Annotated in this window: 17 protein-coding genes; 9 read left to right on the top strand and 8 right to left on the bottom strand. The window is 73.3% G+C overall.

Annotated features, from left to right (window positions below; all coding sequences use genetic code 11):
* Positions 1-36 precede the first annotated feature (36 nt).
* The 5 genes from aztB (at position 37) to SJY14_RS14575 (ending at position 5,805) form a co-directional block, all read left to right on the top strand.
* On the top strand, positions 37-936 hold the full coding sequence (gene aztB, locus SJY14_RS14555; RefSeq protein ID WP_396599259.1) for a zinc ABC transporter permease AztB: 900 nt from the start codon (positions 37-39) through the stop codon (positions 934-936).
* 65 nt (positions 937-1,001) lie between these two features.
* A complete protein-coding gene (locus SJY14_RS14560; protein WP_071254867.1) occupies positions 1,002-2,270 on the top strand; it encodes an ABC transporter in 1,269 nt (422 codons plus the stop codon).
* The gene (gene aztC, locus SJY14_RS14565; RefSeq protein ID WP_396599260.1) at positions 2,267-3,238 is read left to right on the top strand and encodes a zinc ABC transporter substrate-binding protein AztC; all 972 of its coding nucleotides are present in this window, start codon (positions 2,267-2,269) and stop codon (positions 3,236-3,238) included. Before SJY14_RS14560 ends, aztC begins: the two co-directional genes overlap by 4 nt.
* Positions 3,239-3,270: 32 nt before the next feature.
* Positions 3,271-4,500 carry a zinc metallochaperone AztD gene (aztD, locus tag SJY14_RS14570; RefSeq protein WP_396599261.1) on the top strand — a complete coding sequence of 410 codons (1,230 nt, stop codon included), beginning with the start codon at positions 3,271-3,273 and terminating at the stop codon, positions 4,498-4,500.
* Positions 4,501-4,770: 270 nt separating this feature from the next.
* Positions 4,771-5,805: a helix-turn-helix transcriptional regulator gene (locus SJY14_RS14575; protein WP_071254861.1), complete on the top strand. Its 1,035-nt coding sequence runs from the start codon at positions 4,771-4,773 to the stop codon at positions 5,803-5,805.
* 24 nt (positions 5,806-5,829) lie between these two features.
* On the opposite strand, the gene SJY14_RS14580 is transcribed toward SJY14_RS14575, so the two are convergent.
* From SJY14_RS14580 to SJY14_RS14605, 6 genes are all read right to left on the bottom strand, one after another.
* Entirely contained in the window at positions 5,830-6,144 is a 315-nt protein-coding gene (locus SJY14_RS14580) for a hypothetical protein (protein ID WP_396599262.1), read from the bottom strand.
* A gap of 108 nt (positions 6,145-6,252) precedes the next feature.
* Positions 6,253-6,705 (bottom strand): VOC family protein, encoded by a 453-nt coding sequence (locus SJY14_RS14585; protein ID WP_396599263.1) that lies wholly within the window; start codon positions 6,703-6,705, stop codon positions 6,253-6,255.
* Positions 6,706-6,787: 82 nt separating this feature from the next.
* The gene (locus SJY14_RS14590) at positions 6,788-7,087 is read right to left on the bottom strand and encodes a DUF1905 domain-containing protein (RefSeq protein ID WP_396599264.1); all 300 of its coding nucleotides are present in this window, start codon (positions 7,085-7,087) and stop codon (positions 6,788-6,790) included.
* A gap of 9 nt (positions 7,088-7,096) precedes the next feature.
* Positions 7,097-8,140 (bottom strand): sensor histidine kinase, encoded by a 1,044-nt coding sequence (locus tag SJY14_RS14595; RefSeq protein ID WP_396599265.1) that lies wholly within the window; start codon positions 8,138-8,140, stop codon positions 7,097-7,099.
* Between the two features lie 59 nt (positions 8,141-8,199).
* Positions 8,200-8,871, bottom strand: a complete 672-nt coding sequence (locus SJY14_RS14600; RefSeq protein WP_396599266.1) for a response regulator transcription factor — start codon at positions 8,869-8,871, stop codon at positions 8,200-8,202.
* A 51-nt stretch (positions 8,872-8,922) separates the two neighbouring features.
* Complete coding sequence (locus tag SJY14_RS14605; protein WP_396599267.1) at positions 8,923-9,645, bottom strand: phosphatase PAP2 family protein; 723 nt, start codon at positions 9,643-9,645, stop codon at positions 8,923-8,925.
* A 145-nt stretch (positions 9,646-9,790) separates the two neighbouring features.
* Between SJY14_RS14605 and SJY14_RS14610 the strand changes: the two genes are divergently transcribed.
* From SJY14_RS14610 to SJY14_RS14620, 3 genes are all read left to right on the top strand, one after another.
* Positions 9,791-10,288 (top strand): DUF2231 domain-containing protein, encoded by a 498-nt coding sequence (locus SJY14_RS14610; RefSeq protein WP_055970818.1) that lies wholly within the window; start codon positions 9,791-9,793, stop codon positions 10,286-10,288.
* Between the two features lie 3 nt (positions 10,289-10,291).
* Positions 10,292-11,023: a VIT1/CCC1 transporter family protein gene (locus SJY14_RS14615; RefSeq protein ID WP_396599268.1), complete on the top strand. Its 732-nt coding sequence runs from the start codon at positions 10,292-10,294 to the stop codon at positions 11,021-11,023.
* Positions 11,024-11,088: 65 nt separating this feature from the next.
* Entirely contained in the window at positions 11,089-11,388 is a 300-nt protein-coding gene (locus tag SJY14_RS14620) for a rhodanese-like domain-containing protein (RefSeq protein ID WP_396599269.1), read from the top strand.
* Here the strand turns inward: SJY14_RS14620 and SJY14_RS14625 are convergent.
* Together SJY14_RS14625 and SJY14_RS14630 are read right to left on the bottom strand one after the other, a co-directional pair.
* Positions 11,379-12,419 carry a cation diffusion facilitator family transporter gene (locus SJY14_RS14625; protein ID WP_396599270.1) on the bottom strand — a complete coding sequence of 347 codons (1,041 nt, stop codon included), beginning with the start codon at positions 12,417-12,419 and terminating at the stop codon, positions 11,379-11,381. The two genes, SJY14_RS14620 and SJY14_RS14625, sit on opposite strands and share 10 nt — an antisense overlap.
* Before the next feature lies 1 nt (position 12,420).
* Entirely contained in the window at positions 12,421-12,774 is a 354-nt protein-coding gene (locus SJY14_RS14630) for an ArsR/SmtB family transcription factor (protein ID WP_396599271.1), read from the bottom strand.
* A 53-nt stretch (positions 12,775-12,827) separates the two neighbouring features.
* Between SJY14_RS14630 and SJY14_RS14635 the strand changes: the two genes are divergently transcribed.
* Positions 12,828-13,424 carry a GrpB family protein gene (locus SJY14_RS14635; RefSeq protein WP_396599272.1) on the top strand — a complete coding sequence of 199 codons (597 nt, stop codon included), beginning with the start codon at positions 12,828-12,830 and terminating at the stop codon, positions 13,422-13,424.
* Positions 13,425-13,439 lie beyond the last annotated feature (15 nt).

Consider the following 13,439-nt stretch of genomic DNA (forward strand, 5'->3'; position numbering starts at 1 on the left):
GATAAGCGTTCTCATTCTCAGCTACGGTCGTGTCTCGTGCCCTTCCTCTCCACCGCCGTCCTCGAGCCGTTCTCGCTCGACTTCGTCCAGCGCGCCCTCGTCGGCGGCGGCCTCGTCGCGGTCCTCTGCGGGGTCGTCGGCACGTGGGTCGTGGTGCGCGGCATGGCCTTCCTCGGCGAGGCGCTCGCGCACGGCATGCTGCCCGGCGTCGCCCTCGCGACCGTGCTCGGGGCTCCCGTCCTCGTCGGCGGGGCGCTCAGCGCCGTCGTCATGAGCCTGGGCGTCGCGGCGCTGCAACGACGCGGTCGCCTGTCGTACGACACGAGCATCGGCCTGCTCTTCGTCGCGATGCTCGCGCTCGGCGTCGTCGTCATCTCGCACTCGGGCAGCTTCGCGACCGACGCCACGTCGATCCTGTTCGGCGACGTCCTCGCGATCACCTCCACGGACCTCGGCCTGCTCGCCGGCGCGACGATCGTCGGCGTCGGCCTCGCCGCCGCCTTCCACCGCCCCCTGCTGGCCCTCGCCCTCGACCCGCGGCTGGCCGCCGTGCTGGGGCTCGGTCCTCGCTCGGCCCAGGCCGTGCTCGTGGGCCTGGTCACGCTCGCCGTCGTCGCCTCGTACCAGGCCGTCGGGTCGCTGCTCGTCGTCGGGCTGCTGCTCGCGCCGGCCGTCGCCGCGGGCCACTGGACGACGCGCCTGCCCACGCGGATGGTCCTCTCCGCGGCGATCGGCGTGCTCGCCGTCGCCGTCGGGTTGCTCGTCTCGTGGCACGCCGCCACGGCCGCCGGGGCCTCGATCGCGGCGACGGCCATCGCGTTCGCCGCCCTGTCGGGCGTCGGCCACGCCGCCGTGGGCCGCCGCCGGAAGCGACGGGTCGACACCGCCGCCCCGAGGTCCGCGAGCACGGCACCCGTCGTGACCCGCGCCTCCTGACCAGCCCGCACTCCCCCGCCCACGCCCACACCCACACCCCCACCACGCCCACCCGGAAGGACCGCATGCGATCCCCCCTCCTCTCGACCTGCCTGCTCGGCACGCTCGCCCTCGGGCTGACCGCCTGTTCGACCGGCACCTCCCCGGGTGGTGACGGCGCCGGCCGGGAGTCGTCGACCGACTCGAGCGACACCACCGGCGAGGGCCACGGCGCCGTCGCCGGTGCCGAGGAACTCGCCGAACCCCGCCTCGGCCTCACCACGATCGACCCGTCGGGCACGGTCGCCCACCTCGACCTGCTCGACGAGAGCGTCGTCGAGCTCGGCTCGGTCGAGGCCCCGACCGCCGTGGAGACCGACGGGCGGTACCTGTTCGCCGAGACACCTCGCGGCCTCGAGATCGTCGACAGCGGGGTCTGGACGTGGGACCACGTGGACCACTTCCACTACTACCGGGCCGACCCGCGCCTCCTCGGCACGGTCGAGGGCGACGGCCCGGTGACCGTCGCGACCACGAACCTCTCGACCTCGGGCTCGACCGGCGTGCACTTCGCCGGCTCGGGCGACGCCGTGCTGCTCGACACCGAGGCGCTGTCACGGGGCGAGCTGCGGGAACGGTTCCGCCTCGACGGCGAACCCGGTGCCGGCCTCGTCGTGCCCGTGGGGTCGTACGCCCTGGTGACCGAGGGTCGCGGCGAGGCGACGACGCTCGTCGGACACACCGCCGACGGCGACGAGACGGGCCTGCGCGAGGCCTGTCCGGACGCCTCCGGCACGATCACCACCCGCGTCGGGGCCGTCGTCGGCTGCTCGGACGGCGCGCTGCTCGCGACCGTCGACGACGACGAGCTCGTCGTCGAGCACATCCCCTACCCGGCCGGCACGGCCCTGTCGTCGGGAGGCACGGCGGCCCCGGCCACCGCGTTCGACAACCGGGAGGGGCGACCCACCGTGGCGGGACTCGCCGGCTCCGAGGGCGTCTGGCTGCTCGACACCCGGGCCCGGGCCTGGACGCTGCTGCCGGCACCGACGCCGCTGGTCACGGTGACCGCCGTGGACGACGCCGACCAGCGCCTCCTGGCCCTCGCGCAGGACGGCCGGGTGCTCGTCCTCGACGGCACCACCGGCCAGGTCGTCGCCGAGACCGCGCCGCTCGTCGCGGACTCGCTCGCCGCGGGCCGCACGCCGACGCTGATCGCCGACCAGCAACGCGCGTACCTCTCGGCCCCGGTCGAAGGGCGGCTGTACGAGATCGACCCCGCCGACGGCGCCCGGATCGCCCGCAGCTTCGAGACGGCCACCGAGCCGGCCTTCGTCGCGGAGACCGGGCGATGAGGGCACCGTCGACGGCCCGCCACCGGTCCGGGCTCGCCACCGCCCGACCCACCGCCGCCCGCACCGCCGCCCGCATCGCGGCCGTGACCGTCGCGGCCGCGCTGGCCCTGACCGGCTGCGCGCCCGCCGGCGACGACCGCCCCGTCGTCTTCGTGTCGACGAACATCCTCGGCGACGTCGTCGGCGAACTCGTCGGCGACCAGGCCGAGGTCGTCACCCTGATGAAGCCGGACGCCGACCCGCACTCGTTCGAGATCTCGGCGCAGCAGGCGGCGCGGATGCGGGCGGCCGACCTCGTCGTCTCGAACGGCCTCGGCCTCGAGGAAGGGCTGCAGCAGCACCTCGACGCGGCGGTCGACGCCGGCGTGCCCTCGTTCGTCGCGGCCGACGCGATCGACGTGCTCGACTACCGCGAGGGCGACGCCGCCGGCACCCCCGACCCGCACTTCTGGACCGATCCCGGACGCATGCTCGACGTCGTCGACGCCCTCGAGCCGGCACTCGCCGAGGTCGACGGCGTCGACAGCGCGGCCCTCACCGCGCGCACCGCCGACTACCGGGCCGAGCTCGACCGGCTCGACGCCGAGATGACCACGGCGTTCGCCGCGATCCCGGCCGAACGACGCGCGCTCGTGACGAACCACCACGTCTTCGGCTACCTCGCCGACCGCTTCGACTTCGACGTCGTCGGGGCCGTGATCCCCGGCGGGACGACGCTCGCGGCGCCGTCGGCCTCCGACCTCGCCGACCTGGTCGACGCCGTCGAGACGACGGGCGTCCCGACCGTGTTCGCCGAGTCGTCGTCGCCCGACCGGCTGGTGCAGGCCCTGGCGAGCGAGGCGGACGTCCACGTCGACGTCGTCGAGCTGTTCACCGAGTCGCTCACCGCGACCGACGGCGACGCCCCCGACTACCTGACCATGATGCGCGTCGACACCGAGCGCATCGCCACCGGGCTCTCGCCCTGAGCGCCCACCACCCACCAGAAAGAGGAACACCCATGCGCACCCCCCACCTGCGACGAACCGGCGGCACGCTGCTCGCCCTCGGCGTCGCCGCGACCCTCGTCGCCTGCTCGACCGGCGGACCCGGCACCGCGACCGACGGCACCGACGGCACCGACGCGACCGGCGCCTCCTCGTCCGGCCCCCGCCTCGCGGTCTCGTCCGAGGGCCGCGTCGTCGTGCTCGACGGCGAGACCCTCGAGACCGTCGGCGAGTTCGACTCCGAGGAGTTCACCCGTCTGAACCCCGCCGGCGACGGCCGCCACGTCATGGTGACGACGAGCGAGGGCTTCCAGGTGCTCGACACCGCGGCGGGCAGCTCGGACGAAGCCGCCCTGACCGACCTCGTCTTCGACGCCGACACCGCGGGCCACGTCGTCCGCCACGGCGGCAAGACGATCCTCTACGCCGACGGCACGAGCGACACCACCGTGTTCGAGTCCGGCGACCTGACGACCGCGGTCGCGGACGGCGAGCTGCCCGCGGTCGAGACGATCGAGGGCGTCGAGCCGCACCACGGCGTCTCGGTCGTGCTCGAGGACGGCACCTTCCTGACGACGGTCGGCGACTCCGACGGCCGCACGGGCATCGAGGTCCGCGACGCCGACGGCACGGTCGTCGCGCAGAGCGACGAGTGCCCGGGCGTCCACGGCGAGGGCACCGCGGCCGACGAGGCCGTCGTGTTCGGCTGCGAGGACGGCGCGCTGGTCTACCACGACGGCACGCTCACCAAGCTCGACTCCCCCTCGCAGCCCTACGGCCGCATGGGCAACGCGTGGGTCAGCGAGACCAGCCCGATCGTCGTCGGCGACCACAAGGACGACCCCGACGCCGAGGGCTACCTGCTGCACGCCGTCACCCTGATCGACACCGCCGCCGACACCCTCGACGTGGTCGACCTGCCCGAGGGCGTCGAGTACACCTTCCGTGGCGTGGCCCGCGGCCCGGGCGACCTCGCGTACCTGATCGGCACCGACGGCGCCGTGCACGTGCTCGACCCCGCGACGGGTGAGCTCACGGCCTCGTGGCCCGTCGTCGCCCCCTGGGAGGGCCCGGCCGAGTGGCAGGACGCCCACCCCGCGATCGTCGTCGCGGGTGACGTCGGCTACGTCACCGAGCCGGCCACGAACAGCGTGCACGCGGTCGACCTGAGCACCGGCGAGGTGCTGTCGTCACGCGAACTCGACGTGACGCCGAACGAGATCGCGGTGGCCACGGCCGACTGACGCGACCACCCCGGGGACGAGGAGGCGCGGTGCGACGGCACCGCGCCTCCTTCGTCGTCCGGGGCTGCGCACGGCTCGCCGCGCGGCCCCCGGCCCGCCCGCCGTCGGCCCGCGGACTGGGGGCACCTCGAGCCCCGTCGCCGCGTCACGCCGCACCGAAGAACGGCAGAGTCCGACGATTTCGTGACGTTTCGCCCTCGGGCATCGTCTCCATCGTGTGCCGCCCTTCACCGCGGCGGTGCAGCAGGACAACGGATCGAGAGGAACACCATGCCGAGCTTCTACGTCAGCGAGCCCGACGGAGAACCGGACCCCACGGGCGGCGTCACCTCGCACCCCGTCGACCTCACAGGCGGCACCGCGTCGACCTACCGGCGCGTGCAGGACGGCGGCACCGACCTGCGCGAGGCGACCCGCCGACTCGAGACGCACTACCGGGGCCGGCGTTTCCGGGCCCAGCCGGGCGGCACCCCCTTCGAGTACTCGTACGTGCTCGCCGGCGACCACCGTCTCGTGCTGCAGACCTCGTCGTTCGCCGCCCCGATGCAGGGCGAGATCCCCTTCCCGGGGCAGTACATCGTCGCGTGGAACCGCAGCGGTCGCACCACGCTGCACCAGCGCGGCCACACCTTCACGAGCGAGGGCTCCACGCCGTTCCTCATGCCGGCGGAAGAGGCCTTCTCGTTCGAGTCGACCCCGCGGACGAACAGCATGGTGCAGGTCGGCAGCGCGTTCCTCGAGCAGACCGCCGCCGAACGCCACGGCGGACCGTCGCAGCGCATCGTGTTCGACTACGCGGTCACCCCGCGACCCGAGGCGGTCGCGGCCTGGCGCGCCGCCGTCGGCTCGAGCGCCGCGGCCGTCGTGGCCGAGCAGGCGTCCCCGCTCGTGCGGCTCGAGGCCCAGCTCGCCCTCGCCCGGGCCATGCTCGACCTCTTCCCGTGGCGGGCCGTCGACGTGCCGGTCGGCCTGCGTACGCAGGAGGCCGCACGCGTCCGGCACGCGGTCGAGTACATCCACGCCCACGCCGCCGAACCGATCACCCCCGCCGACATCGCCGAGGCGTCGGGCATGCACACCCGCACCCTGCAGACGTCGATGAAGGAGCACCTCGGCACGTCGCCCGCGGCGTACCTGCGGCAGGTGCGGCTCGACCGCGTCCGGGACGACCTGCTCGCGGCGGCGCCGAACGAGACCCGCGTGTCCGACGTCGCCCGGCGCTGGGGCTTCGGCAACTTCGGCCGCTTCGCCGGCGCCTACGCCGAGCGCTTCGACGAGTACCCGCGCGACACGCTCGCCCGCTGAGCGCCCGGGCGACCGGGTGACTGGTCAGTCCGTCGCGCGGGGCGGCGCCGGCGCGAGGGCGGTGGCGTCGAGGTACCCGCGGCCCTCGTAGCTCGTCGTGACGAGGGCCCGCACCACGGTCGAGTCGATCGCCCCGACGGGCTCGTCGTACCGGAACACCAGCGGGATGCCCGGGGCGCACCAGAGGCTCAGACGGCCCGAGCCCTCGTCGGGGCTCAGCCGCCAGGTCAGCAGGAAGCCCTCGCCGTTGCGCAGCTTGCCCGCCAGCGCGCGTTGGACGTGACCGAGGGTCCGGTCGTCCATCGAGATCGCCTCGGCGCCGTAGCGCAGTGTGCCCACGCCGCCATCATGAGCCATCCTCGGGCTTCGCGCACGGCGTCACGACGTCGAGGGGGCAGGAATCGTCCTTCCCGGTCGCTCGAAGGACGACTTCTGCCCACTCGATCGTCAGGCGCCCTGCGGGTCGGCGCCCTGCTGCTGGGCGTAGGCCTCGGGGCCCTGTTCGGCGGCGGCCGGTTCCATCCAGCCGAACTCGAGGATGTTGCCGTCCGGGTCGGTGAGCTGGCGCTGGTACATGAAGCCGTAGTCGGTCGCCGCGCGCGCCTCCGTCCCTCCGGCGCCGAGGCCGGCGGTGACCGTCGTGTCGACCTCGTCGCGCGAGTCGAGCATGACGGCCGTGGCGACCGAGGCCGCGGCGGTCGGGTCGCCGATGGGCAGGTCGGTGAAGGTCTGGAAGAAGTCGCGCGTGAGGATCATGAACGCGCTGTGGCCCTCGTCCACGACCACGCAGGCGGCGTTCTCGTCGGTGAAGAGCGGGTTGATCGTGAACCCGAGCGCCGTGTAGAACGACTTGGCCCGGTCGAGGTCGGTCACGGGCAGGTTGACGAAGATCATGGGCACGGGGTTCTCCTTCGAACGGTCCACGAGTGGTGAGCCACACAGTGGACCCGTCCCGGAGCGCCGTCAAGGCCTCCGTGAACCCTCAGAAGTCGAGGAGGCGCAACCTCACGGCGACGGTGTCGCCGACCCCGACGCCCTCGGCGTCGCGCACGGCCCGCTTCACGGGCAGCGCGTAGGCGTTCTCGTCACCGAGGGGGAAGACCGACGTGGCGAACGTCGACGAGCCGACCCGCGCCTCCACCCGGACGGAACCCCAGCCGCGCAGCAGGTCGCCGGCCACCATCAGGACCTGGTCCTCGACGTCGGGCGGCAGGCTGACGAACGTGTAGAAGGCGCGTCGGCTCTCCCATCGCCAGAGGTCGGCGTCGAAGCGGAATTCCATCCGGCCTGTCTACTCCGTACCCGTCGGGCTCGACGCGACCGGCAGGACGACCTCGATCGTCGTGCCCGCGCTCGAGGTCGACGCGACCCGCACGTCACCGCCGTGGCGGCGGGCGATCTCGCGGACGAGCGCGAGACCGATGCCGAAGCTCGGGCGCGCGGAGGCCGGGGCCGGGGCCGTCGGCTGGTCGGCCCGGGCGAAGCGGTCGAAGACGCGCGCGGGGTCGATCCCGGTGATCCCGAGCCCCTGGTCGGCGACCGCGATGACCACGGTCGCCGCGGTGCCCCGACCGTCGACGCGGACGGTCGTCACGACCGCCGATCCCGCGGGGGCATGGCCGACGGCGTTGTCGACCAGGGCGAGGACCGACCGTCGCAGGCTCGTCCGCGGCACGGCGACCCGCGCCTCCTCACCGCCGGCGACGAGCTCGAGACGGACCGCCCGTTCGTCGGCCAGCACGGCCATCGACGAGAGCACCTCCGCCACCACGGCGTCCACGTCGACGGCCCCGGGGGCACCCCCGGGGTCCTCCACGCCACCGGCGGCCTCCAACAGGTCGCCGACGATGTCGATCAGGGCACGGGAGTCGTCGCGGAGGTGCGCGACGTCCGACGCGACCTGCGCGTCCGCCGACACCGCGCCTCCGGAGATCTTGCGTTCGAGGGCCTGGAGGCGCGCGTCGAGGACGGCCAGCGGCGTGCGCAGCTCGTGGCTGGCGTCGGCGACGAACCGGCGTTGCAGGCGCAGGGCGTCGCCGAGCGGCCGGACGGCCCGCCGGGCGATGACGACGCTCACGACCCCGGCGAAGACCACGCCGGCGAGTCCGAGCACGACCAGACCGGCCACGACGTCGGTGGCACTGATGAAGACCTCACCGCGGCGGGCCGCCGCGACCTGCTCGAGCCGCTCGCTCGGCACCGTCTGGTGCAGCACCCACGCGATCGTCAGCGCGAGGGCTGCCACGACCACCACGGCCGAGACGAGCACGATCTGGCGACCGACCGACCGCGCCGCCCCGTAGAGTGCCGCCGCGTCGGGGTCGGGCCGCCGCACGGTCGGCGTCGGGCCGGGGGGACGTCGACCGAGCCGTCCCGGCCGGCGGGGTCGCCCGGTCACAGTGCCCCGATCCGATAGCCGCGCCCGCGCACGGTCAGCACGACGTCGCGGTCGAGCTTGCGCCGCAGGTAGCTGACGTAGGTGTCGACGGTGCCGAGCTGCTCGCCGTGCGGGAAGACCGCAGCCAACAGCTCGGCCCGGTCGAAGGTGTGGTCGGGCCGCTCGGCGAGCGCGGCCAGCAGCCCGGCCTCGCGGTCGCTCAGCACCACCCGACTCGACCACGGCGTGACCACGATGCGGCTCTCGGGGAAGAACCGCCCGGCACCGACGTCGAGCCACGGCTCGTGGGACGCGAACGACCGGGTGAGGGCGCGCAGCCGCGCGAACAGCTCGTCGAACTCGAACGGCTTGACGAGGTAGTCGTCGGCACCGAGGTCGAGGCCCTCGACCCGGTCGGCCGTCGAGCCGAGAGCGGTGAGCATCAGCACGGGCGTGGTCACGTGCTCGCGACGCAGGGCCGCGACGAGGGCGGTGCCGTCGAGCCCGGGCAGGCGTCGGTCGACGACCAGTACGGCGTGGACGCCGGTGCGAGCGACGTCGAGCCCTCGACTGCCGTCGGCCACGAGGTCGACGCGCCACGCCTCGGCGAGCACGTCGGCGACGATCGGCCCCAGCGCGGGGTCGTCCTCGACCAGCAGGAGGCGCGGGCGCGGATCAGGATCGGTCACCCAGGGCCTCCTTCCGCCGTCGTGTCCCTGCCGATCGTCGCACGGCGGCGATCACGACGGGCCCCCGTCGACACATCGCCGGTCGAACCGGTCGAGGACTCGACGCCGGAGGGGCAGGGCGAGTGCGACGACCGAGCAGCCGAGCACGACCGACGCGATCGTGTCGGTGGGGTAGTGCACGCCGATCCAGACCCGCGACGCCGCCACGACGACGACGCCGAGCGCGACTGCGACGGCGACCAGGCGCCGCCCGCTCCGTCCTCGGACGACGATCACGATCGCCAGCGCGAGACCGGTCGCCAGGGCGGTGTGGCCACTGGGGAACGAGAACGAGTGCGCTTCGACCAGCAGGGGGTCGACGAGGAGGCGCGGGTCGGGTCGGTCGCGTCCGACGATCACCTTGACCGTCTCGGCCGCGGCCCACGGCAGCACCGAGACGCCGAGGACGGTCAGCGCTTCGGCGGCCCGCCGCGTCGTCACCCACACGGCGACGGCGAACAGCAGGACGAGCGCCGCCCCGAGCTGCGGTCCGAGCAGACGGTCGATCAGCAGCGCCGCCGCGTCGAGCGGAGGCGAGTGCATCCGACTGACGCGCTCGACGACGGCGAGGTCGACGGCCGCGACTCCCCCCGCACCCGACGTGATGACGAGACCGGCCGCGTTGACCGCGACGATGCCGATCCCACCCGCCACCGCGATCCCGACGTCGCGGCGGACCGGCCGACGAGCAGGATGAGGGGCAGGAGGCGCAGGTCGTCCTCCCGGGGACGTCACCGGGGGTCTTCCGTCGAGAGCGGTCATGGCCCGAGGCTCGTCGCGGCCTTCCCAGAAACCGCCCAGCGGCGGGATCGAGCCGACCCGCGCCTCCTCGATCCGCTGTCTGGGGGGTTTCTGGGACGCCCCCGATCAGGATCACGCCATGGACTGGCAACTGAACGGACTCCCCCTCCACCCGCTGATCGTGCACCTCGTCACGGTCGCCTTCCCGACGGCCTCGCTGCTGATCGTGGCCGGCGCCGTGTCGACGCGGCTGCGCCGACGACTGGGCATCATCACGCCGCTCGTCGCCCTCGTCTCGCTCGTCGCGGTGCCCCTGGCGACGTCGTCGGGCGAATCGCTCGAGGAGCGGGTCGGCCACAGCGCCCTGCTCGAGACGCACACACAGCTCGGCGACACGCTGTTGCCCTGGGCGATCGCCGTGTTCGTCGTCGCCGTGGCGCAGTGGGCCTGGCAGCACTACGTGCTGACCCCGGACGCGAAGCGACCGCATCCCACCCTGAAGAAGGGCACGCGCACGATCGTCGGGGTCGCGCTCACCGTGGCGGTCGCCGTCGCCGCGATCGGCGGCATCGTCACGACGGTGCGCATCGGGGACTCGGGCGCGAAGGCTGTCTGGTCGGACTCGAGTGAGGGCTGACGGGTGACCGACGTCTCCTCCGTCCTGCCCACGCACCCGGACGAACCGCACGCCGGCAGTCTCGCCGGGCGTCTCAACTGGCTCCGCGCCGGAGTGCTCGGCGCCAACGACGGGATCGTGTCGGTCGCCGCCGTCGTCGTCGGCGTCGCGGGTGCGACCACGTCGACGTCGGCCGTCGCGACGGCCGGGGCCGCGGCACTGGTCGGCGGCGCCATCTCGATGGCCCTCGGCGAGTACGTGTCCGTCAGCAGCCAGAGCGACAGCCAACGAGCCCTGATCGAGAAGGAACGCGCCGAGCTGGCCGACGACCCCGAGGCCGAACTCGCCGAGTTGACGGCTCTCTGGCGCGCACAGGGACTCAGCGAGCAGACGGCGTCCCTCGTGGCGACCGAACTGACCGAGCGCGACGCCCTCGCGGCGCACCTCTCGGCCGAGTTGCACATCGACCAGGACGACGTCGCCAACCCGTGGCACGCCGCCCTGTCGTCGGCCGTGGCCTTCCTCGCCGGCGCGATCCTGCCGCTGCTCGCCGTGCTGCTGACGCCCGAGGGGCCGCGGATTCCGGTGACGGTCGCGGTGGTCCTGCTCGCGCTGGCGGCGACCGGCGCACTCGGGGCACGCCTCGGACGTGGGGCCGTCGGCCGTGCCACGCTCCGCGTCGTCGTCGGCGGTGCCCTCGCCCTCGCGGCGACCTACCTCGTGGGCAGCCTGCTCGGCACTGCGGGCATCGGATGACCGACACCTCGCCCCGTCGTGGCACGACCGCCCCGAACCGCCGACCAGGAGAGATCGAGGACAGCATGACCCAGATCACCGTCGACCGGTTGGCCACCCTCCCGGCCCCGTTCGTCGTCGACGTGAGGAGCGCCGACCGGTTCGCCGAGGGCCACCTCCCCGGCGCGCTCAACCTGCACCCCTCGCAACTCGCCGACCGGCTCGACGAGATGCCCCACGGAGTCGCCGTGTACCTCGTCTGCCAGGGCGGGATGCGGAGCGCCCGCGCGGCGCTGGTCTTGAGGTCTCGCGGCATCGACGCCGTCGACGTCGTCGGAGGAACGACCGCCTGGGCAGCGGCAGGACTGCCCCTCGTTCAGTCCTGAGGGGCGACCCGGGCGACCGGTACCGGGGTGATCGTGAAGGCGTCGAGGTTCGGGAGCGCCCCTCGGACGTGTAGGCAGGCGTGGTCGGCGATGCCCGACGTGACGACAAGGTCGTCGGTGGCGACCTCGACGGTCGCCGAGCCCGTCAGCCGGTGCCCGATCCACCGGAGGCGGAGGTCGCGCACGGCGACGACCCCGGCGGCGTGCTCGAGCGCGTGCTCGACCCGGTCGAGCAGGTCGGGGTCGACGGCGTCCATCAGGCGGGCACCGACGGACTTCACGGTGCCCCACAACAGGATCATGATCGACACGGCGATCAGCAGGCCGATGATCGGGTCCGCGAGGGGGAAGCCGAGCAGCACACCGACGGCCCCCAGCACCACCGACAGCGACGTGAACCCGTCGAGGCGAGCGTGCACGCCGTCCGCCACCAGCGCGGCCGAACCGATCCGGCGGCCGACCCGGATGCGGTAGATCGCGACCACCTCGTTGCCGGCGAAGCCGACGACGCCGGCCAGGACGAGCAACCAAGGCGCCTGGACGGGCTGCGGGTGGACGAGACGGTCGACCGCCTCCCACCCGGCGACCACGGCCGAGAGGGCCACGACGATGACGATGAAGAGACCGGCGAGGTCCTCGGCGCGGCCGAAACCGAAGGTGTGACGGCGGGTGGCGACTCGTCGACCGAGGACGAAGGCGATCCAGAGCGGCACCGCGGTCAGCGCGTCGGCGAAGTTGTGGATCGTGTCGGCCAGGAGGGCGACGGACCCGGTGGCCACGACGAGGACGGCCTGCAACACCGTCGTCGCGAGCAGGACGAACAAGCTGATCTTGACCGCTCGGATGCCCGCCGTCGATGCCTCGAGGGCGTCGTCGACGGAATCGGCGGAGTCGTGCGTGTGCGGGACGAACAGGTCGTAGAGCCAGGCCTTCACCCGGCCGTTCGGGTGCCCGTGCTCGTGCTCGTGCTCGTGCTCGTGCTCGTGCTCGTGGCTGTGTTCGTGCTCATGGCTGTGTTCGTGTTCGGCCACCTCACTGCCCCCCGGCGTGGTGGGGTGCGTTGCCGACGACGTGCTCGGCCTGTCTCACGGCGTCGCTGACGAGCTCGGACGCGTGCTCGTCCGTCAGACGGTAGAACGCGGTCGTCCCCTCGCGGCGCGGCTGCACCATGCGGGCGAGTCGCAGCTTGGCCAGGTGCTGTGACACCGCCGCCGGGCTCTTATCGACGATGTCGGCGAGGTGGTTCACCGACAGCTCTTCGGCGTTCCGCAGCGCCAGGATGATGCGGATGCGGGTCGCGTCGGCGAGCATCGCGAACACCTCGACGGCGAGTTCGACGTACTCGGAATCGGGGTCGAGTCCGCAAACCTTCTTATCTACGTGCATGCGCAGATATTAGTACAGGGTCGACCGGTTCCGGCGTCTGGCAGGATCTCCTGATGCCTGCCGACCGAACGCCCCGCCGACCCGACGTCACGACCACCGAGATCGTGGGCGGTGCCGAGGCCGTCCACGTCGAGCTTCACGACTACGACGAGCGCTGGCCGACCGAGTTCGCCGAGCACCGACGCCGCATCCTCGAGGCCCTCGCACCGTCACGTCTCGAGGTGGACGTCGAGCACATCGGCTCGACGTCGGTGCCCGGCCTGGCGGCGAAGCCGATCGTCGACATCGTGGTCGCGGTGCCCGACATCACCGCCGAGGAGGACTACCTCGACCCGCTGCTCGCCGCGGGCTACGAGCTGCGGGTGCGTGAACCCGGGCACCGACTCGTGCGGACGCCCGAGCGCAGCGTCCACGTGCACGTCTACGAGCAGGGCGCCGACGCGATCGACGAGTACCTGCTGCTGCGCGACCATCTGCGCACCGACGCCGCCGACCGCGAGCTCTACGCGAGCGTGAAGCGCGACCTGCTCGGCCGCGACTGGGACGACATGAACGACTACGCCGACGCCAAGACCGAAGTCATCACCGCCGTCAAGGCCCGGGCGCGCGCAGCCCGGGACGCGGCCCGCGAGTCGGCCCGCGAGGACTGACCCGAGCACGAGCGG

This window comes from Frigoribacterium sp. R86507, assembly GCF_044597695.1.
In the GTDB taxonomy this organism is placed as follows: domain Bacteria; phylum Actinomycetota; class Actinomycetes; order Actinomycetales; family Microbacteriaceae; genus Frigoribacterium.

Bases quoted from the DNA above. Each gene is read 5' to 3' on its own strand.
- SJY14_RS14575 (WP_071254861.1), top strand. From the start codon at position 4,771: ATGCCGAGCTTCTACGTCAGCGAGCCCGACGGAGAACCGGACCCCACG.
- aztD (WP_396599261.1), top strand. From the start codon at position 3,271: ATGCGCACCCCCCACCTGCGACGAACCGGCGGCACGCTGCTCGCCCTC.
- SJY14_RS14620 (WP_396599269.1), top strand. From the start codon at position 11,089: ATGACCCAGATCACCGTCGACCGGTTGGCCACCCTCCCGGCCCCGTTC.
- SJY14_RS14630 (WP_396599271.1), bottom strand. From the start codon at position 12,774: ATGCACGTAGATAAGAAGGTTTGCGGACTCGACCCCGATTCCGAGTAC.
- SJY14_RS14590 (WP_396599264.1), bottom strand. From the start codon at position 7,087: ATGGAATTCCGCTTCGACGCCGACCTCTGGCGATGGGAGAGCCGACGC.
- SJY14_RS14635 (WP_396599272.1), top strand. From the start codon at position 12,828: ATGCCTGCCGACCGAACGCCCCGCCGACCCGACGTCACGACCACCGAG.
- SJY14_RS14610 (WP_055970818.1), top strand. From the start codon at position 9,791: ATGGACTGGCAACTGAACGGACTCCCCCTCCACCCGCTGATCGTGCAC.
- aztC (WP_396599260.1), top strand. From the start codon at position 2,267: ATGAGGGCACCGTCGACGGCCCGCCACCGGTCCGGGCTCGCCACCGCC.
- SJY14_RS14560 (WP_071254867.1), top strand. From the start codon at position 1,002: ATGCGATCCCCCCTCCTCTCGACCTGCCTGCTCGGCACGCTCGCCCTC.